The organism is Proteus vulgaris (assembly GCF_023100685.1).
Lineage (GTDB): Bacteria > Pseudomonadota > Gammaproteobacteria > Enterobacterales > Enterobacteriaceae > Proteus.
In genome coordinates this window covers 4120190-4143765 of record NZ_CP090064.1, presented here as the reverse complement: position 1 = coordinate 4143765, position 23576 = coordinate 4120190, and the positions used below count along the sequence as shown (strand labels likewise).

The 23576-nt window shown below is 39.3% G+C and carries 26 protein-coding genes; 5 read left to right on the top strand and 21 right to left on the bottom strand.

Translation table 11 applies throughout. From position 1 onward, the window contains the following. Positions 1-14: 14 nt before the first annotated feature. From glpE to gntX, 3 genes are all read right to left on the bottom strand, one after another. The gene (gene glpE / locus LW139_RS19590; RefSeq protein WP_166539143.1) at positions 15-341 is read right to left on the bottom strand and encodes a thiosulfate sulfurtransferase GlpE; all 327 of its coding nucleotides are present in this window, start codon (positions 339-341) and stop codon (positions 15-17) included. Between the two features lie 179 nt (positions 342-520). Then, positions 521-1099 (bottom strand): Fe-S biogenesis protein NfuA, encoded by a 579-nt coding sequence (gene nfuA / locus LW139_RS19585; RefSeq protein ID WP_072068863.1) that lies wholly within the window; start codon positions 1097-1099, stop codon positions 521-523. A gap of 60 nt (positions 1100-1159) precedes the next feature. Beyond that, positions 1160-1852, bottom strand: a complete 693-nt coding sequence (gntX, locus tag LW139_RS19580) for a DNA utilization protein GntX (protein ID WP_166539141.1) — start codon at positions 1850-1852, stop codon at positions 1160-1162. Between the two features lie 36 nt (positions 1853-1888). On the opposite strand from gntX, the gene bioH reads away from it, so the two are divergent. After that, on the top strand, positions 1889-2662 hold the full coding sequence (gene bioH, locus LW139_RS19575) for a pimeloyl-ACP methyl ester esterase BioH (protein WP_166539140.1): 774 nt from the start codon (positions 1889-1891) through the stop codon (positions 2660-2662). Positions 2663-2705: 43 nt separating this feature from the next. Here bioH and LW139_RS19570 read toward each other — a convergent pair whose 3' ends face one another. The 6 genes from LW139_RS19570 to yihI all read right to left on the bottom strand — a co-directional run bounded on the left by LW139_RS19570 (position 2706) and on the right by yihI (position 8815). Next, on the bottom strand, positions 2706-3176 hold the full coding sequence (locus LW139_RS19570) for an OsmC family protein (RefSeq protein WP_166539139.1): 471 nt from the start codon (positions 3174-3176) through the stop codon (positions 2706-2708). A 180-nt stretch (positions 3177-3356) separates the two neighbouring features. Next, positions 3357-3587, bottom strand: a complete 231-nt coding sequence (locus LW139_RS19565; RefSeq protein WP_072068859.1) for a FeoC-like transcriptional regulator — start codon at positions 3585-3587, stop codon at positions 3357-3359. Between the two features lie 19 nt (positions 3588-3606). Beyond that, complete coding sequence (feoB, locus tag LW139_RS19560; RefSeq protein WP_166539138.1) at positions 3607-5934, bottom strand: Fe(2+) transporter permease subunit FeoB; 2328 nt, start codon at positions 5932-5934, stop codon at positions 3607-3609. Positions 5935-5982: 48 nt separating this feature from the next. Then, the gene (gene feoA, locus LW139_RS19555) at positions 5983-6219 is read right to left on the bottom strand and encodes a ferrous iron transporter A (protein WP_036914344.1); all 237 of its coding nucleotides are present in this window, start codon (positions 6217-6219) and stop codon (positions 5983-5985) included. 411 nt (positions 6220-6630) lie between these two features. After that, entirely contained in the window at positions 6631-8076 is a 1446-nt protein-coding gene (locus LW139_RS19550; protein WP_247850406.1) for a DUF4026 domain-containing protein, read from the bottom strand. Between the two features lie 241 nt (positions 8077-8317). Further along, positions 8318-8815 (bottom strand): Der GTPase-activating protein YihI, encoded by a 498-nt coding sequence (yihI, locus tag LW139_RS19545; RefSeq protein WP_247850405.1) that lies wholly within the window; start codon positions 8813-8815, stop codon positions 8318-8320. 188 nt (positions 8816-9003) lie between these two features. On the opposite strand from yihI, the gene LW139_RS19540 reads away from it, so the two are divergent. Next, a complete protein-coding gene (locus LW139_RS19540) occupies positions 9004-10476 on the top strand; it encodes a glycosyltransferase family 39 protein (protein ID WP_166539136.1) in 1473 nt (490 codons plus the stop codon). 2 nt (positions 10477-10478) lie between these two features. Beyond that, on the top strand, positions 10479-11027 hold the full coding sequence (locus LW139_RS19535) for a GNAT family N-acetyltransferase (protein ID WP_109408981.1): 549 nt from the start codon (positions 10479-10481) through the stop codon (positions 11025-11027). 49 nt (positions 11028-11076) lie between these two features. On the opposite strand, the gene LW139_RS19530 is transcribed toward LW139_RS19535, so the two are convergent. Both LW139_RS19530 and LW139_RS19525 read right to left on the bottom strand, forming a co-directional pair. After that, positions 11077-11388, bottom strand: coding sequence for a monooxygenase (locus LW139_RS19530; RefSeq protein ID WP_166539134.1), 312 nt, complete (start codon positions 11386-11388; stop codon positions 11077-11079). 80 nt (positions 11389-11468) lie between these two features. Beyond that, positions 11469-12827 (bottom strand): NCS2 family permease, encoded by a 1359-nt coding sequence (locus LW139_RS19525; protein WP_166539133.1) that lies wholly within the window; start codon positions 12825-12827, stop codon positions 11469-11471. A gap of 303 nt (positions 12828-13130) precedes the next feature. On the opposite strand from LW139_RS19525, the gene LW139_RS19520 reads away from it, so the two are divergent. Together LW139_RS19520 and LW139_RS19515 are read left to right on the top strand one after the other, a co-directional pair. Then, positions 13131-13427, top strand: a complete 297-nt coding sequence (locus tag LW139_RS19520; protein WP_109408979.1) for a DUF1778 domain-containing protein — start codon at positions 13131-13133, stop codon at positions 13425-13427. After that, positions 13405-13917, top strand: a complete 513-nt coding sequence (locus LW139_RS19515; protein WP_109408978.1) for a GNAT family N-acetyltransferase — start codon at positions 13405-13407, stop codon at positions 13915-13917. The genes LW139_RS19520 and LW139_RS19515 overlap by 23 nt, the downstream gene beginning before the upstream one ends. Positions 13918-13973: 56 nt before the next feature. On the opposite strand, the gene LW139_RS19510 is transcribed toward LW139_RS19515, so the two are convergent. From LW139_RS19510 to ompR, 10 genes are all read right to left on the bottom strand, one after another. Continuing rightward, positions 13974-14726 carry an amino acid ABC transporter permease gene (locus LW139_RS19510; protein ID WP_227336156.1) on the bottom strand — a complete coding sequence of 251 codons (753 nt, stop codon included), beginning with the start codon at positions 14724-14726 and terminating at the stop codon, positions 13974-13976. Between the two features lies 1 nt (position 14727). After that, the gene (locus tag LW139_RS19505) at positions 14728-15465 is read right to left on the bottom strand and encodes an amino acid ABC transporter permease (RefSeq protein WP_109408976.1); all 738 of its coding nucleotides are present in this window, start codon (positions 15463-15465) and stop codon (positions 14728-14730) included. A gap of 106 nt (positions 15466-15571) precedes the next feature. After that, the gene (locus tag LW139_RS19500; RefSeq protein ID WP_247850404.1) at positions 15572-16411 is read right to left on the bottom strand and encodes an ABC transporter substrate-binding protein; all 840 of its coding nucleotides are present in this window, start codon (positions 16409-16411) and stop codon (positions 15572-15574) included. A 215-nt stretch (positions 16412-16626) separates the two neighbouring features. Continuing rightward, a complete protein-coding gene (gene phoU / locus LW139_RS19495; RefSeq protein ID WP_109408975.1) occupies positions 16627-17361 on the bottom strand; it encodes a phosphate signaling complex protein PhoU in 735 nt (244 codons plus the stop codon). A gap of 14 nt (positions 17362-17375) precedes the next feature. Next, the gene (gene pstB, locus LW139_RS19490) at positions 17376-18152 is read right to left on the bottom strand and encodes a phosphate ABC transporter ATP-binding protein PstB (RefSeq protein WP_006534565.1); all 777 of its coding nucleotides are present in this window, start codon (positions 18150-18152) and stop codon (positions 17376-17378) included. A gap of 29 nt (positions 18153-18181) precedes the next feature. Further along, positions 18182-19084 carry a phosphate ABC transporter permease PstA gene (gene pstA / locus LW139_RS19485; RefSeq protein WP_210812990.1) on the bottom strand — a complete coding sequence of 301 codons (903 nt, stop codon included), beginning with the start codon at positions 19082-19084 and terminating at the stop codon, positions 18182-18184. 1 nt (position 19085) lies between these two features. Next, positions 19086-20045, bottom strand: a complete 960-nt coding sequence (gene pstC / locus LW139_RS19480; RefSeq protein ID WP_166539129.1) for a phosphate ABC transporter permease PstC — start codon at positions 20043-20045, stop codon at positions 19086-19088. Positions 20046-20121: 76 nt separating this feature from the next. Continuing rightward, positions 20122-21162: a phosphate ABC transporter substrate-binding protein PstS gene (gene pstS, locus LW139_RS19475; protein ID WP_166539128.1), complete on the bottom strand. Its 1041-nt coding sequence runs from the start codon at positions 21160-21162 to the stop codon at positions 20122-20124. Positions 21163-21371: 209 nt separating this feature from the next. Beyond that, on the bottom strand, positions 21372-22712 hold the full coding sequence (envZ, locus tag LW139_RS19470; RefSeq protein ID WP_166539127.1) for a two-component system sensor histidine kinase EnvZ: 1341 nt from the start codon (positions 22710-22712) through the stop codon (positions 21372-21374). Further along, a complete protein-coding gene (ompR, locus tag LW139_RS19465; protein WP_036933800.1) occupies positions 22709-23431 on the bottom strand; it encodes an osmolarity response regulator transcription factor OmpR in 723 nt (240 codons plus the stop codon). The genes envZ and ompR overlap by 4 nt, the downstream gene beginning before the upstream one ends. Between the last annotated feature and the right edge of the window lie 145 nt (positions 23432-23576).

Genomic DNA, 23576 nt, shown 5'->3' with positions numbered 1-23576 from the left:
AAACTCATCCGTCGTTATTGCAGAGACGTTATCGCTTGTGGAAACTCTCTTTGCCATGCTTCAAAACCACCATTAATACTATAAACGGTTTCAAAGCCCATATTAACTAGATATTGAGCTGCCCCTTGACTGCTGTGGCCGTGATAGCACATCACCATAACAGGAACATCAAAGTCAGCATCTTGTAAAAATTGATTTAGCGTTTCATTGGTGAGATGAAATGCATTTGTTGCATGACCAAAACGATAACTCTGAGGATCTCGTACATCGACTAAAATAGCTGATTGAGATACCCAGAATTGATAAGCTTGTTCAATGCTAATAAATTGAAACTTATCCATAATTGTCTTATTTATTATATTGTTAGTTAATTTATTTGTTCTGAGCGAGAGAACGATACATTTATCATAACGCCAAATGGGTAAAGATGACGTAACGCTTTGTAAATGATTATTTTAATACAAAAATCCCCCATGATATCAGTGCAGGTGAATATCATAGGGGACTTAATACTGAAGGATCAGTAGTAGGAGTGCTCGCCACGTTGGTGTTCAGTTAAGTCTTTCACACCTTTTAATTCATTAGGGAACAGGTTTAACAGTTCTTTTTCGATGCCATCTTTTAAGGTGACATCAATCATTGAACAACCGTTACAACCACCACCGAATTGTAAGATAGCATAGCCATCTTCAGTGATTTCCATCAGACTCACGCGACCACCATGACCCGCTAATTGAGGGTTAATTTGTGATTGCAGTACGTATTCAACACGCTCAATTAATGGTGCATCAGCATCAACTTTACGCATTTTTGCGTTAGGTGCTTTTAGGGTTAATTGTGAGCCTAGTTGGTCAGTAACAAAATCAATTTCTGCATCTTCTAAGAAAGGTGCGCTGATGTCATCAACATACGCAGAAAGTTTTTCGAACTTTATTTCAGTATCGTTTGGCTCTACAGCATCAGGTGGGCAGTATGAAACGCCACATTCAGCATTAGGTGTGCCTGGATTGATAACGAATACACGAATTTGGGTGTTGGGTTCTTGGTTAGCCAGTAGTTTGGCAAAATGCGCCTGTGCGGCATCAGTAATAATAATCATATCGTCTTGCTCAATAGTTGACTGTTCTGGTTGGTTATCATACGCCCAATTGGCGGTTAACTACAAGGTTCGACAAATCGCCCATACCTCAACAGAGCGTGCTCCCGCACGAAATAACAAGGGTACGATAGAATTTAATGTCGCACCAGTAGTGATAACATCATCAATTAGTGCCAGATTTTTCCCTGATACCGACACTGTGTTATTTAATACAAATGCATGTTTTAAATTTTGTTGCCTTTGCTTGGCATTAAGATGCGTTTGCATCAGTGTAGCACGAGTTCTTATCAGGGTATTCGGTTGATAAGCACAATTTAACCACCTTGCCAAAGGCTTAGCGATAGCTTCTACTTGCTCAAAGCCTCTAGACCAACGGCGATGACGATGTGAAGGAACGCTAATTATTCTGTCAGGTTTCTGCACTAAATTTTCTCGTCGATGTGAGAACCATCGCAATAGAAAAAGTCGTGCAAGACATAAGGCTATCTGAGGGCGAGGTTGATATTTATAAAGGTGTAATAATTTATTTAATGGCGGTTGATAGTCGGTGACTGTCAACATCTGTTTCCATAGCGGTGGTGATTGTAAGCAACGCCCACACAACATCATAGAATGATGAGAAGGATATAAACAGCAAGGGCAACGATTTTGTTGTTTTGGTAGATGTCGAATACAACTCGAACAAATGCCTTTAGTATCATAAATTAAGGGTTGACGACATAGCCAACAATATCCTGCTATTGTTATCCACATAATGAACATCCTTGTAAAAGAGAAGAGAGCATAGCAATGAATAAACTGTATTGGCAGACAATTGGTGAAGGAAAAACGCATCTTGTGCTATTACACGGATGGGGATTGAATGCAGAGGTCTGGCAATCATTAATATCGCGACTAAGTTCGCATTTTACACTGCATCTTGTTGATTTACCGGGTTATGGACGTAGCCAAGGTTTTCCTGTTCTCACATTAAAAGAGATGGCTGACATTGTTTTTGCTAAAGCGCCTGCTAATGCCATTTGGTTAGGATGGTCTTTAGGTGGATTAGTCGCTAGCCGTGTTGTTTTAGATAATCCCAATAATGTGCAAGCGCTGATTACAGTGGCTTCTTCACCTTGTTTTGGTGCTCATGAGGATTGGCCGGGGATCAAACCTGAGGTTTTAAAAGGATTTGAACAACAGCTAAATGAGAATTTTCATCGCACAGTTGAGCGCTTTTTAGCACTGCAAACATTGGGCACACAAAGTGCCCGTGAAGATATGAAAGCATTAAAATCAGTGGTGTTAGAACAACCACTCCCTTCTGTTGAAGTGCTTAATGGTGGATTGGAAATTTTGCGTACTGAGGATTTACGAGAAGAATTGAAAACGTTGAGTTGTCCTTTTATTCGTTTTTACGGTTATTTAGACGGTTTAGTTCCTCGAAAAGTGGCCGGATTATTAGATACTTTTTATCCACATTCACCGTCTGTTATTTTCCGTAATGCGGCTCATGCACCGTTTATTTCACATCCTGATGAATTTGCTCAAGCGTTAATTGAAGCTTGTGAAATAACATCATAGTTATCACCCAAAACTGCCCATATTTGAGGGCAGTTCTGAGAGTTTATAACGCTATATTTTCAATGTGGTTTTCGACACTATAAGATGTTTCACAAATCGGTGGATTTTTAATAGTGTCAAAAACAGGGCAAGTGCGTTCAATAAAAGCGATAAATGCAGCAATCTCTTCTTCGCTATTATCGGCTTGAATAAAAAAATGTGTCGTAATTTTACTAAAGCCCAATTTGGCCTCTTTATTTTTTCCCGTAAAACCATCGGTATCTAATTCACCTTTAACTTCAATGCGAATATCGTTGAGATTAATTTTATGCATACGCGCAAAGCTTTTGGCGACAATCCCCTTACAAGCCCCTAATGTACCTAATAATGCTTCAACAGGATTCATTGCACTGTCTTTTCCACCTAATGACAAAGGTTCATCAAGTAAAAATTGAAACTGGCGTGATGCACATTGCATCTGTAATCCGCCTTGTTTGCCGGTCGTAATGGTCGATGAAAATTCAGTTATTGGCATAATTTTATATTCTTATAAAGTGAAGTAATAACAGACGTCTTTACGTCTATACTAAAGGATTATGCCGTGATAGTTAGGAAAGTAAATCATTAAATAGGAAGATGAAAATGATTCATCTTAAGCATTAGATAAAAACCCCTACATAAAGTAAGGGTTTTTATAATGGCATTTATCAATTTGTTAGGTTAATTGATAAAGCTTTGTCTGGCAGGCAGTGGCTTCAGGGCAACTTTTACAGCTACCCGTAAGACACTCTTCAACATCGACTTCTTGAAGTTTACCCATCAATGTGAGCCGCTCTAACATTGCTTGCACCAACGGTTCAGGCATATTGAGTTGATGGCTGATAAGACGGGCATCGGCTCGACCATTAAGGGCGATACAATCACGTACTTCTATCAAACTGGCCATCTGAACTTTCCTTTGTCACTTAGTGACAACTACCTTTTGAACAACATTGTTTAGCCAATGAAGGCTTATTGCTTAAGTTAATTGTTAGACGACTACGAGCATTACGCAACAAGATAAATAGAATTAAGTTAAAGATCACCACGGCAGCAATGGTTATGCCACTACTTTGCGGATGCTCACTAAAGGTTGCGACTTGATAGAACAGCGCTGACAATGAGTAAGCAATATTTAATCCCCAAAGAATAGAGAAGGTCATCCAGCCACGGCTTGTTTCACGAGCAATAGCACCCATTACTGAAACACAAGGGACATACAGTAAAACAAAGATTAAATAGCTGTATGCAGCAATGCCAGAGCCAAATTTAGCCCCCATGGTACCCATAGTGCCGGTATCCATTTCACCATCGCCTTTACTTGCTTCAATTGGATTAGAAAGTGCAGCTAGGGTAAAGGTCTCTTTTAAGCTATCCCACGTTTCACCAAAGGCGTCACTAATTTCACCCCAAAGATCGAATTCTTCAGGATCAAAAGGCTCGTTCACAATGCTTTCCGCGGTATAAAGGGTATTTAATGTTCCCACAACCACTTCTTTTGCCATCGCCCCTGTTACTAAGCCTACCGTTGCTTGCCAGTTATCGTTATGAACACCAATAGGTTGTAATAATGGAGTGATCACTTTACTGACCGATGCCAAAGCAGAGTCATTGATGTTATCGGCAGGTTTACCTGAGAAGGTAAAGCTATTTAATGCACCGATAAACATACTGGCAATAATGATGACTTTACCTGCACGTACCACGAAACCTTTTAGACGTTGCCATGTTTGCATGAGTAACGTTTTTAGGTGAGGAATGTGATAAACAGGCAGTTCCATCACGAAAGGTGACGCTTCACCGCGCATAATGGTGTGTTTTAGCAGTAAGCCTGTGAGGATAGCAACCACAATACCTAAAAGATAAAGTGAGAAAACAACACTGGCACCGTTTTTACCGAAGAAGGCCGCCGCAAATACCGCAAAGATAGCTAAACGAGCACCACAAGACATAAATGGTGCCATTAATACTGTGATTAATCGTTCTCTTGGAGCATCGAGGGTGCGCGCACCCATAATGGATGGCACGTTACAACCAAAGCCGACAATCAGCGGTACGAATGATTTACCCGGCAGACCCAAAGCCTGCATCAATCTATCCATAACAAATGCGGCGCGAGCCATATAACCTGAATCTTCAAGGATGGATAAGAAGAGGTACATCATCCCGATTTGTGGCACGAGTGGAAGAACAGTATTGATACCACCACCGACACCTTGTGCAAGGAAAATGGTTAACCATTCTGGGAAGTTAAAAGTTGCACCAATCCATTGAATACCATGGATAAAGATGGCTTCAGAACCTCCCTCAAAAGCAGGTTGTAATGCACCACCGATGTTAATCGCCAAAACGAACATTAAATACATGACAAACAGGAAGATAGGTACACCTAACCAACGGTTTAATATCACTTTATCGATATTTTGAGTCAGGATGTTTGGCTTAATAGATTCCATATTAATCACAGTATGACAGATGCGCTCAATATTTTGATAACGGGCATCCGCAATGACTAATTCTGGTTCATTATTGTGCTCATCTTGAATTCGCTGACGAATTGCTTTGATATCTTCGGTGGTAACTTGAGCACGTTGATGGGTATAAATATCCCCTTCCAAACACTGTAATGCCATCCAACGGCGTTGCTGTAAATTAAACTCATCATGATTAATTTTTTCAGCGAGTGCCTCGACTTCATTAAGTAACCATAATGGGTAAGACGTTAGTAGTTCTTGTGGTTTTTTCTTTTCAGCAGGGAAAGTATCAATCGCTTCTTTGAGCTTATCCATTCCCGATGCTTTAGTTGAAACCATTGGAATAACAGGGCAACCCAGTTGTTCAGACAATGCTTTGATATCAATTTGCATATCTTGATGTTCTGCAATATCGAGCATGTTTAATGCCACAATGCAGGGAATGCCTAACTCAAGAAGTTGTAATGTCAAATAAAGGTTACGTTCAAGATTAGAGGCATCAACAACGTTAATCAGCATGTCTGCTTCATTACTTAAAATGAAATGACAGGCAATTTGCTCATCAAGTGATGTCTGTTCTGAGATTGTCGTTAAAGAGTAAGTGCCGGGTAAATCGACGAGCTCAATTTTATGATTTGTCGTTGTGAAACGACCAACTTTGCGTTCGACCGTCACACCCGCCCAGTTACCTACGCGCTGGCGAGAGCCTGTTAACTGATTAAAAAGTGTTGTTTTACCAGCATTGGGGTTGCCGATAAGGCCTATAGTGAGAGGAGTCATAATAGTGGTGCCAATAGTTGTCTTGCCTGGTTGAATGAGAAATAACGATTATTTTTCGTTATGAACCACTTCGCTAAGGTTGATAAGTGCGAGATCTTTTTTTCTCAAAATGAGGGATACTCGGTGCGTTTCTATTTGAATAGGATCACCCAGTGGTGCGATACGAATAACGTTAAACACAGCGCCAGGCAACATACCTAAAGATAATAATTTTTGCCTGTATGCAGGGCTAATCTGAGGTGAGTAGCTCAAGATTTTATAACTGTGATTTGGGATCAGTGACATAAATCGTTCTTCCACGAATATTGATACAAAAAATAATGATACTGATAATTATTAACGTATATAAAAATTCACATAATAAGAGTCAGGATAATTATAATAAATATTTTTAATGCTAATGAGAATTATAATTATCTTTATTGGGTATAATTTAGCCTACTCTACACTTATCCACACTTGATTTAAATCAACCAGAGAAAAGATATTGGGAGGAAATCAGACTGTTTTCTCTATCTGTTACTAGACAAAAACAAAATGTGAAGAGTTGAGATGTCAATGTAGCAACAAAATAACAATCAATTAATAATATTAACTGGTCACCAGATGAAAGTAGATTTTACTGAAATTTAAAAACGGGTTTCTCATCATAATTAAATAAGAAACCCGCATTAAGGGCGTGAGATTGTTAGCTAATTAGTGAGTTTGCTGGTGGCTAAAAAGCTGGTAAATATTGTTAGGGGTATAACTATCATCTTCGAATGAAACGACCCAATCAGTAATTAAATCTATATTGATGGGATAAATTTCACCTTCTTGCATCTCTCTAACATAAAATGGCACGTTGAGTAATTTGGCATAAACAGTGTCACCATCACGAGACTGTGGCACAAACCACATATGTTCAAGCTCTTTTTCTTCCTCTTCACCATAAGGAATACCGAATTTGATCATAAATTGCCAAGGATTTTCGGTCTCTTCGGGTTTTTCTTTACCTAATAATTTCGAAAGAAAACCGTTCTTTTTTTCGACGGGGGGTTGATTGTAGTTATCAAACATAGAAACAAAGTATTCCCAGCGTCGTTTGGCTTTTTCAGACATTTCATAGGTTTCTTCATTGCTACGTAGTAGCATCATTGCTTGCTGCTCTTCATAACCTTTAAAGAAGGTTTCTAAAACAGGATTTTCTTCATTGGTTCTAAATAGCATAGATGAAGGGTGTTGGTGATACTCGTCACGATCGGCTAGATCACCTAAGAAAACGCCGTTTGGTGCGCCTTCAGTGTCGTAACGCATCTCTTCTAAAGATCTAAGGTTTTCGAGAGGTGTTGATTGATTAATATGGCGGATACCTTCTTCAAAAGGTAAGGCAACAAGATACTCTAAACCTGATGATGTTTGCCCACAAAGCATTGGTTCACCAAATTCGATTTGGCGATGATTAATACTGTTGTTAACAAAGCAGCGGAAGAGATCAGGGATACCATAGTAAGATTCAAGCATACTTGGAATAACTAAATCGACTTCAGTTAAGCCACAGCGTGCGAGCCCATGAGTATGGAACCAAAACATGGTTGGTGGATCATTTTCTGTGTCATAGACAGCATGAATAACATATAAGCTTTCTACTTCAGGATAGAGATCGGGGGTTTCTAATTGAAAGCGGATCCACTCTGGTGATAAGGCTTTACCTGCTGCTGATTCATCTAATGCCAAAACCATTTCAGGAGCAATGATATTTAGAAAATTCAGTTGATGGCGGTAACTTGCTAAGGGATGCAACGCCTCAGTAAATAGCGTTTCTAATAATAAATCTTGAGTTGTGGCATTTGCGTGCGCTAATAATTGCGGGGTAAGTTCATCTGTTGAATACATTGGGCGTATTTCATAATCTTCATCTCTAGGGTAAAGACAGACAAAAAAATGCAATTCATTATCGCCATGTTGGCAACGATAGAAAAAACCATCATCAATATTTTCACTCAGATAATTGATTTCACCATCAGTATAATCCGTCTGCTCTTCTAGGCGTTGCTCAATAAGTGCATAGTTTAGTGGCTGTGCAGGAAAAGCCACTATACGAGAGGGCACTTTTTCTCCTTGCCCGGCTGCGATATCTAAGTACTGCTGTCTGTTATCCATATTTCTTATCACTCGTATATTTATATTAAAGATAGAAAAATAGAATATCAGGGATGATAAGAGAGGAATAGGCGGAGTTATCTGAGCTTGATAGGTTTGTTTATGTCATCACAAGAAAAGGGTATTTTCAAACATAAATCAAATATGAAAAAATAGATCGTATATAAAAATTAATGGATATCAATAATTTATTGATATCCATTAGATGTAAGATAATCAAAGAAAATGATTAGCCTTTTGATTATTTACCTTTCAGTAATTGCATGATGTCTTCAGTTTTTTCTTCATCGTCATCATCTTCAAACTCAATACCAAGTTCAACCATTAATTCGTCAATGCGATCAAGGGTTTTCTCAGTATAAGCCTGTTCTTCAGCATTAAGTTTTTCACCATTTTCAAGGCGAGACAGTAATTCATCTAAACGAGCATCGTTTTCTAACAAGTCTAATTCTTGTTCAGGTGTTAAACGAACCGGCTCTGCTTTGACTGGCGCGGGTTTTTTCTTCGTCACTTTAGGTGCATCACCGACAATCAGAGGGATTGGTTTTTTACTACCAATACGTGGATCTTTCGGTGCTGTATTTTTAGTTTGGTTTTTATTTTCCATTTCCTGCTGACGGTTACCAGCAGGATTGCCGCGGTGTTTCTTTTGACGTTTGCGTTCACGTCCTTCCGCGTTCAGCTCTTCACGTGTTTTTTTACGTGTTTTTGCTGCGGGCTTTCTTTTAATCATATTCATAATGGTAACTCGGTAGTGATCTTCTTGGTTGCGCAATCTATCAGAAACAAATTTTCAATAAAAGCGCAAATTTAAGACAATTTAATTTTTGCTCACGTACAATGTGCGGTTCATTTCACTATACTTTACTGTGTTGTGACATTCTTTAATAACAAAATTAAATTTATCAACTTAACTTTCTATTTATTATGACATTATCATCTGCGCAATTGCGTAAACCGGTATATTGGTGGGTTATTGGCTATGCGGCACTGTGGATCTTAGTCAGCTATCTTTTTGACCCTACGGTGCCTTATGATGCCGTAGAAGCGGTCAATTGGGGCACCAATGGAGGTTGGGGTTCCCCTAAAAATCCTTGGTTTGTTGGCTTTATAATATCACCTGCTATTTATGGCGGTGTCGATTTTAGCTTTTATTGGTATTTTATCCACTTTATTGTGATTGCCATTGGGTTATTAGGTGTCTGGAATTTAGCTTATAAATTGACACGCAACACTAATCTTGCATGGTTTGCCATGTTAGGGCTTAATTTATCTGGCATTATTAACTTCGATATTATCCCTTATAACGATAACTATATTCTAGTCGGTTGCTGGGCTTGGGCTCTTTATTTTTTCCTCTGTGCAATCAATGACAATCAAAAATATTGGATTGGCTTTGCTATTGTTATGGGTATTGCCACAATGGGGAAATACTCATCACTAGCTTTTATGGGTTCTGTCTTCTTATTAAGCCTATTTGTCCCTAAAGTGCGAGTGAGCTATCGTTCACCTTATTTTTATTTGGCGATTGCGATTTGGTTTGCTTTTGTTATCCCTAATTTTATTTGGTTATGGCAAACCGACTTTGCCGCGTTTAAATGGGTTGATTCTCAAATAGAGAGCCGTTTTAATTTGCGTACAACGCGTGCTGCACTGACGGTTTTTTATCCTATTATCTTGATGTGGGCAATATTACGTCTTTATGGTGGTCGATTAAGTTGGTCTGCATCTCCAGATAGCCAATTATTGAATTTTATTTTGTTATTCCCATTAGCAATTATTTTTACTTGGTTTAGCTTTCATGAAGGTGGCCGTATTACGGAGTGGTTACAGCCATTTATGTCGATAGCGACTGCACTTTTTGTGGGTTCAATTAGTGTCATGCCTAAGCGTTCATTGCGTGGTGTATTGTACGGTTTAGGTGTGTTTGGCATGTTGGTTGTTTCTGGCTATACCGTCGTACAAGCAGCTAATGTGCGTAATGCGGGTCAAAAATTTATTGGTATCAAAACATTTGTGCAAGAGGTTGAACAAGCTTGGCATCAACATTATCACACCCCGTTAGCGTATGTGGGTGGTGAATATATGCATGAATGGGTAACTTTTTATGGTAAAGATAGGCCTCTATCTTCACAGCCTTGGATATTAGAAGAAAATGTGCAACCACCTAATATCTATAATCGGCATATCACGCTTCAACAATTAGAAGAAAAAGGCGTCGTATTGATTAGCGAAGTGGGCTATTACTGTGAAAAAGCCTCTTTTGATAAAGGATTAAAATACTGGCCAAGTTTAAAAATAGTTGATACTCAAGAGATAATGTTTCGTTCTGAGCCAAATGCTATTGCAGAGCCCGTTTGTATTGCATTTGTGGCTCCAAGCACTCATAAGGAAAAGTAGAAATGCGTTACGCTGATATTCAGGTTGAAACACCAAGATTGATTTTACGTCCCTTTAAAATGGGAGACGCTGAAAATTGGTTTAATATTATGAGTTCACCTGAAGTCACTCGCTACTGGAGCCATCTTCCTTGGCAATCACTGCAAGAAGCGCAAGAAGATATCATTCAAGATATTACGCATATGGAAAGAAAAGAGTATCTGCGCTTAGCGGTCATAGAGAAAGAGACAAATACACTAATGGGAATGTGTGTTTTCTTTAATCATTATCCTAGCTCCCGACGAGGCGAAATAGGGTATTGCCTTGATACACCATATCAAGGGAAAGGGATCATGAAGGAAGCCATGGTTGCGTTTATCACGTACCTACAAACACATTTATCTGTTCGTCGTTTAGAAGCGGATATTCATCCGAATAATAAAGCATCAGCTGCTTTATTAGCGAAGTTAGGTTTTGAACAGGAAGGATATCTTAAACAGCGTTGGATAGTGGGTGATGAGGTTTCTGATTCTATTGTTTTTGGTTTGTTGTTGCCCACAAAAGCAGAGTAATTGCAGAAAATAGAAAGGCACAAGTGGCATATAACACTTGTGCTTTTAGCTACTTAGCCAAAAAATAGGCTTGATTTTTTAAGCTTAAAGTTTGGTTTACTGCAAAAATATCACCACGTATTTCTGGAATACCAAACGATTTTAACCGAGCGCTATGTTTCTCTAAATAAGCTTGAGCATTTTCTTCTGAATCAAAAAGATAAATCCCACCTGCTTTTTGGGTTTCTTTATTTTCAGTCCAAATTTTCCAAATAAAGCCAGGCTCTTGATTGATTGATGCAGATAATGCATCCATAGCTTGTGTCATTTCATCTCCGAAAGGACCATGATAAGGGAAATCTACTTGTAAAAGTACGTGCATAATCACCTCTTTTCTTATAAAAAACGGCACGTTATTGGTGCCGTTTTATCTGTATCATGATGATCTTAATTTATTGAATATTAGAATAAAGAATTCAAATCAATCACATGAGTATCAATCAGCAATATTTTTAAAATAAATAGCAGTGAAACAATCACAACACATAGATTAATTTCTTTCCAGCGGAAAGTACCCACTTTCATAACACAATAAGCAATAAAGCCTAGTGCGATACCTTCTGTAATTGAGAAGCTAAATGGCATCATGACTGCGGTGATAAAAGCAGGAACGGATTCTGTTAAATCATCCCATTTCACGCGTGTAAGGCTGGATGTCATTAATACACCCACATAAATCAGTGCACCTGCTGTCGCATAGCTTGGTACCATACCTGCTAGTGGTGATAAGAAGATAGCGAGTAAGAACAGAATACCCACAACAACTGCAGTTAAACCTGTGCGACCACCAACAGAAACACCAGAAGTACTTTCGATAAAGGCGGTTACGGAAGATGTTCCCATTGCAGAGCCTGCAACAGAACTTAAGCTATCGACGTATAACGCTTGTTTCATTCGTGGAAACTTACCTTTGTCATCAGTTAAACCTGCTTTATCAGTAACACCAATTAATGTGCCTGAAGAGTCAAATAGGTTCACCAACATAAAAGCAAAGATCACGCCAGAAAGACCGATATCTAAGGCTCCCATAATATCAACTTTACCAACAACGGTGGTGATAGAAGGAGGAACAGCAAAGATACCTTGATATTGAACATCACCTAAAAGAAGACTAATTACAGTGGTGATAACAATTGAGATAAGAATGGCGGCATGAATATTACGAGCAGCAAGAATAGCGATAATAAAAAAGCCTAATGCACCTAATAATACGTTATGAGAAGCAAAATTACCGATAGTAACGATAGTGTCATTATTAGGAATAATAATACCGGAGTTTTTTAAGCCCATCATGGCGATAAAAAGACCGATACCGCTAGTAATACCAACACGTAAACTTAGTGGAATATGGGCAATTATCCAGTAGCGAATACGAAAGAGGGTCAGTAAAAATAGCCCTACTGCACCCCAAAAGATCGCACCCATAGCGACTTCCCATGAGTAACCCATAGCACCAACGACGACGAAGGCAAAGAATGCGTTTAAGCCCATCGCAGGTGCAACGGCAATAGGTAAATTCGCCACTAATCCCATTAAAATACTGCCGAAAGCCGCAATTAAGCAGGTCGTCACGAAGACGGCTTTGATATCCATATTGGCAGCAGCAAGAATTTGAGGGTTAACGAAGATAATATAAACCATCGTTAAGAAAGTTGTGATACCCGCAATCAGTTCGGTGCGAGCGTTTGTGCCGTGTTCTTGTAGCTTAAACAGGCGTTGGAGCAAACCCTGTGATCCAGAATTTGGTGATGACATGCTCATAGACAAAAGATCCCAAAAAAAATGTTTTTCGCTTTATCCTACACAAATAAAACAATAACTGCACCTAAAAAAGTAATCGATTGCGTAGAGCGCTACAGCGAAGGCATTAAAAATAGATGGAGATATTTAATAAACTAAGTGTAGTTTAGTGCTAATAATTGTATGACGTCAAAATGGCACATTTTATTTACTTTGTTAAAATTTGATCATATTATCTTGCTTGAAAAGTGAGCTGTTTTGAAGTTTTACTAGTTTTATAAATAACAGCTATTAAATAAGTTTTAATAAAGAGGTGGAGGAATTATGCCTACTTTATCAAATGAAAGGATCACAACACGTATTAGCCCCGAAATGAAAATTTTGTTAGAAAAGGCTTTATCATTATCAGGTTATACGAGTTTAAATAGTTTTATTGTACAAGCAGCTATTGCTGAAGCTAAACGGCTAATCGAGCAAGATATGCGTATTAAACTTTGTCAGGAAGACGCTTTAGATTTTATTAATGCATTGGAAAAACCAATCGAAATAAATGATCGCTTCCTTCGTGCCGCGCGCAAGCATAAGGAAACAATTCTTGATGAAAATAAGTCCTCTGAATAGAAAAATACATGATAGAACATCTTTTGATTGTGGCGATAAAACACTTAATAACTACTTGAAAGCAATATCCAATCAACATCATGAAAAAGATTTAGCACGTACTTTTGTATTAACAAGTGAAATCGAGCCTACAAAAATTAAAGGATTTTATTCATTAGCATTGTGTACTATCGATTTAGATGAATTACCGCAAGAAATCGGGAAAAAATATCCTAAAGAGCTCTATTGCGTATTAATCGGGCGGTTAGCAATTAGTCAGCAGTATCAACGCCAAGGTTTAGGATCTATTTTATTAGTTGATGCTGTAAGAAAAGCAATAAATTCATCTGGTAATATTCCGATACCCATGATTATCGTAGATGCAAAGCATGATATTGCAAAAAGTATGTATCAAGGATTAGGTTTTTCTTCATTTAGCCAAAATGAATATCGTTTATTTATGACTATGGCGAATGCTAAAGCGGTAATCAGTCTAGTTGATAATGAATAAATCAATTATAAAGAGACTAACTTATTCTATTAAAACAATAAGTTAGTCTCTTTTGTTTATCCCATTTCTTTCTTAACAAATGATTGTTGTTTAAACGGCAACACTATCTGCCAAAAAGGGCGCTTTTCTTTTTGTGTGGAAAATAATTTCGCTACTCTATTGGCAATAATTTCCAATGAAAAACAGAGAATAAAATAGATAAAAGCAACGAATAGAAAAACTTCCATTGGATAAACCATACTGCGGTTATTAACTTGGGTCGCTAAGAATGAAAGTTCACCTACACCCACCACATAAGCTAATGAAGTATCTTTAATTAAGGCTATCCACTGATTAATAAACGAAGGCACCATCATGCGTAATGCTTGTGGTAATACGATATACCACAACACTTGCCAGCGATTAAAGCCTAACGATAATCCTGCCTGCCATTGCCCTTTTCCAATCGCTAAAATACCGGCTTTAACGCCATGCGCAATATAAGACGATGTAATTAAAGCCAATGCACAAATTACGGTGGTGATTTCAGGTATTTCCATTCCTAATACTACGGGCAATAAAAAATAGACCCAAAATATCAACATAATGACAGGAATAGCGCGGAAAAAGCCTAAAAAAGCTGCGAAAAGGTTAACCCAGACACCTCTGAGCATAGCCAAAGCAATGCCACCTAATGTACCCAAAATAATTGATGCAATACCTGCAATGATACTGATAAAGACGGTCAGTGCTGCACCTTCTAAAGGTCCATCAGGATAAGCACCAAAGAGTAAGTACTGCCAGTTATCAGCAATAACAGTAAAATCCATCTTAATATCCTTGTGCTAATTTACGTTGCTGATGCCATTGACCCCAAGCTTCCATCAATGCGATTGCTGCAATATAGAGAACCGTTGCAACACCAAAGGCTTCAAAGGTACGTAAAGACTCTGTTTCGACTTGTCTTGATGCGTAAGAAAGCTCTGCAACACCAATAGCCATAGTTAGTGATGAGTTTTTTATCACATTCATGTATTGACCCAGCAAAGGGGGTAGAGCAATACGAAAGGCTTGAGGCAGGATCACATAACGCATAGATTGCCATTGTGTTAAACCTAATGCCAAAGAAGCATATTTTTGCCCTTGTTTAACACCTTGAATACCAGCTCTTAGCTCTTCGGCAATAAATGGTGTTGAATAAAATGTCAGACCTACAATACCCGCTAAAAACTCAAAAGAAGGCCAAGAAAGCGTTACACCTAAAAATGCAATCTCATGAGATGTGTTTAACCATAACATGGCGCTTTGTGGCAGAATTTCTCCAGATGCGAAATACCAAAAAAATAGTTGTACTAACAGTGGAGTATTACGAAATAGCGATGTATAAGCCGTGGCTAACCAGCGTAATGGTGCAAAAGTGCTGTCTCTTGCAGCACTAAGGGCAAAGCTCATTAATGTTGCAATGACAATAGTCCAAAAAGAGATAAGCAAGGTGATTAAAAAACCACTCCAAAGCCAACTTAAATAGTGTGGCTCAAGAAGGTAATGTGATAGAAATTGCTCAAACATATAATAGGCCTATTGTAGACACCAAACCCCGCAAAAGCGGGGTAGGTGTTTTAGTAAAGGAATAACTTTATTTTGATGAAAGAAGAAAGTTATTACGCTTTAAAGATCAAGATTGTGGTGCTTGCTCTGATAGCGGGGCAAATTTAAAATCACCACGAGGTTGAGCTGATTTTGTTTCAGGGCCAAACCAACGATTGTAGATCTCGTCTGCTTTACCTTCTTTTTCCAATCTTAATAGGGTGTTATTGATTTCATTAATTAAACGGTCTTCACCTTTAGCCGCTGCAACTGCTTGGTATTCACGGGTGATGCTAAATGATGACACTTCAAAATCGGCTTTAATTGCATCAGGAAGATTTGCTAATAAACCCACTAATTTTGCATCGTCTTGGGTGATGGCTTGTACGTTACCGTTACGTAATGCGGCGAAAGCCAGTGGTGTATCGTCATAAGAGATAACTTTGGTGTCGGGATAGCGTTCACGTAGCGTAATTTCTTGAACAGTACCTTTATCTGCACCAATACGTAGTGAGTGAATTTGTTCTGGGTTAGTTAAAACCCCTTTACGTGCAATAAATTTTTGTCCGGTTGCAAAGTAAGGAACAGAGAAGTCAACTTGCTTAGCGCGTTCGTCGGTAATGGTGAAGTTAGCTGCGATTAAATCGACTTTCTTAGAGCTTAACAGTGGAATACGGTTTGCTGGGTTTGTTGGACGCAGCTCCAGTTTTACACCTAGATCTTTGGCTATTTCATTGGCGATATCCGCATCATAACCTGCGAGCTTTTTGGTTTGAGGATCAATAAACCCAAAAGGAGGATTGCTGTCAAAAATCGCGATACGTACTACACCTGCTTTTTTTATATCATCAAGTTTATCAGCTTTTGCAATACCAGAGAAAAGCACAGAGCCTGCAATTAATGCGGTTGCCAAAACACGTAGTTTCATTATTCACCCCAAAGAAAAGAATTATCATCGTTATGTTGGATATCACGCTATCAAGTTGATCTAAGTTCATAAAATAATAAAAATTGATATGGATATACTTTTAAGGAATAAGGTGAGGAAAAGTGTTGAGCTAACACGGTATTAAATTTATGAGGGAATAAAAAAACAGCGACATAATTATCGCTGTTTGTAAGAAAAGAGAAGAAGAGAGAAATTTATTTGGTGGTATTGTTACCATCACTTTTTGTTAGCATTTTTTCTACTTGGTCTCCCCCTAAATGGCGGAAATCATGACCTTTTACATAATAGAAAATAAACTCACAAATATTCTGACAACGGTCGCCAATGCGTTCAATAGAACGAGCACAAAATAAGGCGGTTAACACACTGGGAATAGTGCGAGGATCTTCCATCATATAAGTCATTAATTGACGAACGATACCTTCATATTCGTTATCAATTTTGGCGTCTTCACGATAGATACGCACTGCTTCATCCAAGTCCATACGCGCAAAGGCATCAAGAACATCGTGAAGCATTTGTATCGCATGTTGGCCTAAAGATTCTAAACTGACTAATAATGGCTGATGTTGATGTGAAAACTTTTCAAGTGCTGTTTTACAGATTTTTTCAGCAACATCACCAATACGTTCTAGCTCAGCGATCGTTTTTGATATCGCCATAATTAAACGTAAGTCACTGGCTGTTGGCTGGCGTTTAGCAATAATTCGCATACACGCATCATCAATGGCAACTTCCATCATATTGACGTTATGGTCACCTTGAATAACTTCATTTGCCAGTGCTTGGTCTTGATTGTGCATTGCCATAATGGCTTTTTTCAGCTGTTCTTCAACAAGCCCACCCATCACCATCAGCTCAGTACGGATATGCTCTAACTCAGCATTAAATTGACCAGAAATATGCTTATTGTGATTTAAATTATCCATTTATTGCCTCGTTATCAGCCATAACGCCCAGTGATGTAATCTTCAGTTTGTTTTTTCGCAGGACGCGTAAATAACGTATCCGTATCGCTAAATTCAATTAACTCGCCTAAATACATAAATGCAGTGTAATCAGAACAACGTGCCGCTTGTTGCATGTTATGTGTCACGATAACCACGGTATATTCTGATTTGAGTTCGCTGATAAGCTCTTCAATACGACCTGTTGAGATTGGATCAAGTGCTGAACAAGGCTCATCAAGTAACAAAACTTCAGGACGAATAGCGATACCGCGCGCTATACATAAACGCTGTTGTTGACCACCAGATAGACTATATCCACTCTGATGTAATTTATCTTTGGTTTCGTTCCATAATGCGGCTTTTGTCAAAGCCCATTGAACACGTTCGTCCATATCAGCGCGAGATAACTTTTCGAATAAGCGTACACCAAAAGCGATATTGTCATAAATTGACATCGGGAAAGGGGTTGGCTTTTGGAACACCATTCCGACTTTGGCGCGTAATAGCGCAATATCTTGTTTATCTGTCAGGATATTGTTGCCATCTAGTAGAATTTCGCCTTCTGCACGCTGTTCGCCATAAAGCTCATACATTTTATTAAAAGTACGCAGTAAGGTTGATTTACCACAGCCAGAAGGGCCGATAAATGCAGTCACCTTATTTTTGGCAATATCTAAAGAGATATTTTTCAGCGCATGGAATTTACCGTAGTAGAAGTTCAAATCACGAACTTGAATTTTATTTCCCGCGTTATCATTAGCCATAATCATTCAACGTCTCTCTTGCTTAACTTTCTGCGTTAACCGTGCTTGCGTTTAGCAAACAGCACGCGCGCGATAATATTGATAAATAGAACACAGAGGGTGATAAGTAATACGCCAGCCCAGGCAAGCTCTTGCCACTGTGCAAAAGGACTCATGGCGAACTTAAAGATAGTCACAGGTAAGTTAGCTATCGGTTCGTTTAAGTCTGTGCTCCAGAATTGATTTGATAGTGAAGTAAATAACAGTGGCGCAGTTTCACCTGCAATACGTGCAATCGCTAATAACACACCTGTGATAATGCCTGATACCGAGGCTTTTAAGGTGATTTTAGAGATCATTTTCCACTTTGGTGTTCCTAATGCATAAGCAGCTTCGCGTAAACTATCAGGCACTAACTTCAACATATTTTCAGTGGTACGAATAACGATAGGAATTTGCAGTAAGGCAAGAGCAATAATACCTGCCCATCCTGAAAAGTGCTGCATCTGTGCGACCACAATAGTGTAGACAAAGAGCCCGACAACAATTGATGGTGCTGACAGCAAAATATCGTTAATAAAGCGAGTGGTTTCAGCAAGCCATGAGCGACGGCCATATTCTGCAAGATAAATCCCTGCAAGAATACCTAATGGCGTGCCAATCACTGTGGCCCAAAGAATGAGTAATCCACTACCGACAATGGCGTTCGCCAATCCACCACCATCAGTATTTGGCGGCGGTGTCATTTCGGTGAAAAGCGCAAGGGACATACCATCAACGCCTTTTGTGATTGTTGAGAATAAAATCCACGTTAACCAGAAAAGACCAAATGCCATAGTAGATACAGATAAAAACAGTGCGATACGGTTTTTTTGACGACGCCAAAGTTGGCGTTTATGACGTACTCGCAGTTCGCTCTCTGTTTGAACTTGTAATGAAGAAGGGGATGTTTTAGACATATTAACGCGCTCCTTCATTCTTAGATAAACGTAATGTCATAAACTTAGAAATCGCAAGTACGATAAAGGTGATGACAAACAGGATAAGCCCTAATTCCATTAATGCCGCAGTATGTAATCCCGTTTCTGCTTCAGCAAACTCATTGGCTAATGCAGACGTGATACTGTTACCTGGCATAAATAGCGAGGCAGAATCTAATTGGTAGGTATTACCGATGATAAAGGTCACCGCCATGGTTTCACCTAAGGCACGGCCTAATCCCAACATAACGCCACCGATGACACCGTTACGGGTATAAGGTAGAACGATATTCCAAATTACTTCCCATGTTGTACAGCCAATACCGTAGGCTGATTCCTTCATCATGACAGGTGTCTGTTCAAACACATCACGCATCACAGAGGCGATATAAGGAATGATCATGATAGCGAGGATAACCCCTGCTGCTAAGATACCAATACCAAAAGCAGGGCCTGAGAAAAGCTCGCCAACGATAGGAATAGAAGAAAGCACATTGCCTACCGGCTCTTGGAAATAGGTTGCAAACAGTGGTGCGAAGACAAACAGTCCCCACATACCATAAACAATACTTGGGATAGCCGCGAGTAACTCAATCGCAATACCTAATGGGCGTTTTAGCCAATTAGGTGCTAATTCAGTGAGGAAAAGGGCAATACCAAAACTGACAGGAACAGCAATAACCAGTGCGATAATTGACGTTACAATGGTGCCGTAAATAGGCACTAATGCACCAAACTCCTGTGCTGGTGGGTCCCACTCTTTTGTCCATAAGAATGAAAGACCAAACTGCTGAATACTTGGTAATGAGGCAAAAATCAGTGAAACAATGATACCTGTTAAAAGCAAAAGCGTAATCAACGCAGCTAGACGGACTAGTGCGCTGAAAATAACGTCCCCTCGTTTACTAGGGGCCTTTATTACCGTTGTGTGCTCGGCCATAAAGCCTCTTTTAATTTATTACCCCCTGTTAGCAGGGGGTGAACGTTAACTTATCTCTTAATGGTTACCGGTTTTATTAGTAAATCGGTTTGCCATTACTGTCTTTAATACTTGTTTTCCATGCAGCACGAATTTGTTCTACAACTTCTGCAGGTAATACTGCGTAATCTAGATTTTTCGCTTCTTGATTACCTTTGTCATAAGCCCAGTTGAAGAAATTCAGCACTTCTTTACCTTTTTCTGCATTTTGTTGTTTTTGATGCACTAAGATAAAGGTGGTTGAAGTAATCGGCCATGCGTTTTCACCTTTCTGATTAGTCAGGTCTTGTGCAAAGCTTTTGCTCCAATCAATTTTTCTTGCTGCGGCACTAAAGCTGTCTGCTGTTGGTGCGATTGCTTCGCCATCAGCTGTGACTAATTTAGTATAAGCAAGGTTGTTTTGTTTCGCGTAAGCATATTCAACATAACCAATTGAACCTGGTACACGTTGAACGAATGCAGCGATGCCATCATTTCCTTTACCACCTAAGCCTGTTGGCCATTTTACGGTAGAGCCAGCGCCTACTTCATCTTTCCATGCGCTATTTACTTTTGATAAGTAGCTAGTGAAAACGAAAGAAGTTCCAGAACCATCAGCACGACGAATAACCGCGATATTCTGGTCTGGTAATTTTACGCCTGGATTGAGTTTTGTGATGGCAGGGTCATTCCATTTTTGGATCTTGCCTAGATAGATATTACCGATAGTGTCGCCATCTAAGGTCAGCTCACCTGATTTGATACCAGGAATGTTTACAGCCATAACAACGCCACCAATCACGGTAGGGAATTGGAATAAACCGTCAGCTTGTAATTTGTCGTCTGTTAATGGTGCATCAGAAGCGCCAAAATCAACGGTGTTTGCAATGATTTGTTTAACACCACCAGAGGAGCCAATGCCTTGGTAGTTAATTTTGTTACCCGTTTCTTTTTGATAGGAATCTGCCCATTTAGCATAAACTGGGGCAGGGAACGTTGCGCCAGCACCAGTCAGCGAGGTCGTTGCCTGCGCAGAAAGAGCGGTCATTGAAAACGCAGCGGCAATGACACTAGTCAGGGTGGTACGCATCAGTTTCATAATCCCTCCTGTGGGATAGGTAGAATAATTTTCGACATCTATCAACTTCGGTTACGGTACGCACAGACAATAGGTCAGTTAGATGACAATTAAATGTCTTAATTGTGACAGTTTTATGACAAAGTAAAAAAATGATGAAATATTTAGAGGGAGAAGAAAAAATAGAGCAAAAGTAGCGGAATAAAAAAGGGCTTTATCAGAAAGAAAAATTAATCATCCTCATCATCACGCTCTTTTAATGGAAAATTAGCACGGATAAGTAATCCACCTTTAACGCTATCATCAAGTTCAACATAACCACCGTGAGCATCCATAATACGGCGAATAATGGATAACCCTAAACCTGCACCTGTCGAGCTACGCGCTTGTTCACCTTGAACAAAAGGTTGGAAAAGACGTTGTCGGTCTTCTTGTGGAATACCGGGGCCGTCATCTTCGACTTGAAACCATGCATATTCTTCATTTTTTCCACTTGAAACACTTATCCAGCCATGGCCATAGCGGGTCGCATTTACAATCATATTGGCAAGTGCTCGTTTCACAGCGATAGGATTAGCCGTAATATTAATGGGTTCAGGATGAAGATGATCTTCACTTATTTTACCTGAATTAGATTCAGCCGAAATGACTTCTTGTAATAGATTATTCATATCGCACAGTTCTAAAGACATCTCTTTACCTGTGCGCATATAGTCTAGAAACTGGCCAATAATGGCATCGCAATCTTCAATATCTTTATTGATAGAGTCAGCAAGATAGCTATCCTCTGGGCTCATCATTTCAGTGGCAAGGCGAATACGGGTAAGAGGTGTACGCAAGTCATGACTGACACCAGCCATAACGAGTGTTCTATCATTATCTAATGAACGAATACCCGATGACATCTGATTAAATGCGCGAATGATTGATCGCATTTCAGAGGAGCCAGATTCAGGAATAGGTGGTGGAATAACCCCTTTACCGATACGACGTGCAGCATATTCTACTTCATTGAGTGGGCGATTTTGAAAACGGTTATAGAGCCAAAAAAAAGCGACAACGATGATAATAAAAATAATCGCTTGTCGATAAACTGGCAGTAGGAAATTTTGCCCTAACTCAGTGAGAGGAACACGGATCCAGAGAGAGGGGGAAATATGTGTATTAACCCATAAAACAGGGTATTCCAGCGTGTTTTCAATCCAAATTTCAGTTTCTCCACCCAGATATTCAGACATCTGTTCACTTAAATCGTCATCGATTTTAGCCCAATAAAGTCCTTCCTCAAGTGCGGCCTCTTTATCAAAAAAAGAGATACCTAATTCGCTATAGATTTTATTGCGTAAAGCCGGGGAGATTTTGAGTGGAGTGCCATCAACTAAAATAAGTTCTTCAGGCATTAATGTGCGTATTTCATACGCTAAAACTTTATTAAATTGCTGAAGGCTTGGCCCAACAATAAGGTGCTGTACAACGATATAACTGGCTATCAAGCTAAAAAAAAGTAGCGAGATAACCAGAAATAACGAACGTGTCAGTTTATTGTGAGGGGAAAGCCTCAGCCTTCTCATTGAGCACTGGTTCCATCAGGAACAAAGACGTAACCAAGACCCCAAACTGTTTGAATATAGCGAGGATGTGTTGGATCCTCTTCAATCATTCGGCGTAAACGAGAAATTTGAACGTCGATTGAACGTTCCATAGCACTGTATTCGCGACCACGAGCAAGGCTCATTAATTTGTCACGAGAAAGAGGCTCACGAGGGTGAGATACCAGTACTTTTAATACAGCAAATTCACCACTCGTTAGAGGCATATGCTCTTCTTCATGGAACATTTCCCGTGTACCAAGGTTTAGCTTGAATTTACCAAAGGAGATAATGGCATTATCTTGTGAAGGAGCACCCGGCAATTCGTTCGCTTGACGGCGAAGTACTGCGCGAATGCGAGCCAGTAATTCTCTTGGATTAAATGGTTTTGAGATGTAATCATCAGCACCAATTTCAAGCCCAACAATTCTATCAACCTCTTCCCCTTTTGCTGTAACCATAATAATAGGGATAGGGTTGTTTTGGCTTCTTAAGCGACGGCAAATGGATAAGCCATCTTCACCTGGAAGCATTAAGTCGAGCACGATAAGGTGGATAGATTCGCGAGTGAGCAGACGATCCATTTGATCAGCGTTTGCAGCAGTACGGATTTGAAAACCCTGCTCTGTCAAATAGCGCTCTAATAGTGAACGTAGACGTAAATCATCATCCACGATTAGCACTTTATAACTTTCTTGCATTTTTTTAAGCTCCCGAAGTGCAAATGCTTTTGTTAGCGAATTCTATCATCGTTAAGAATATTAAACCAAAACCAAAGAATAAATGTTAATAATTTATAGATAAAACTTGTTCTTTAGTGATAATAAAGGTAATAAATCTATTTAT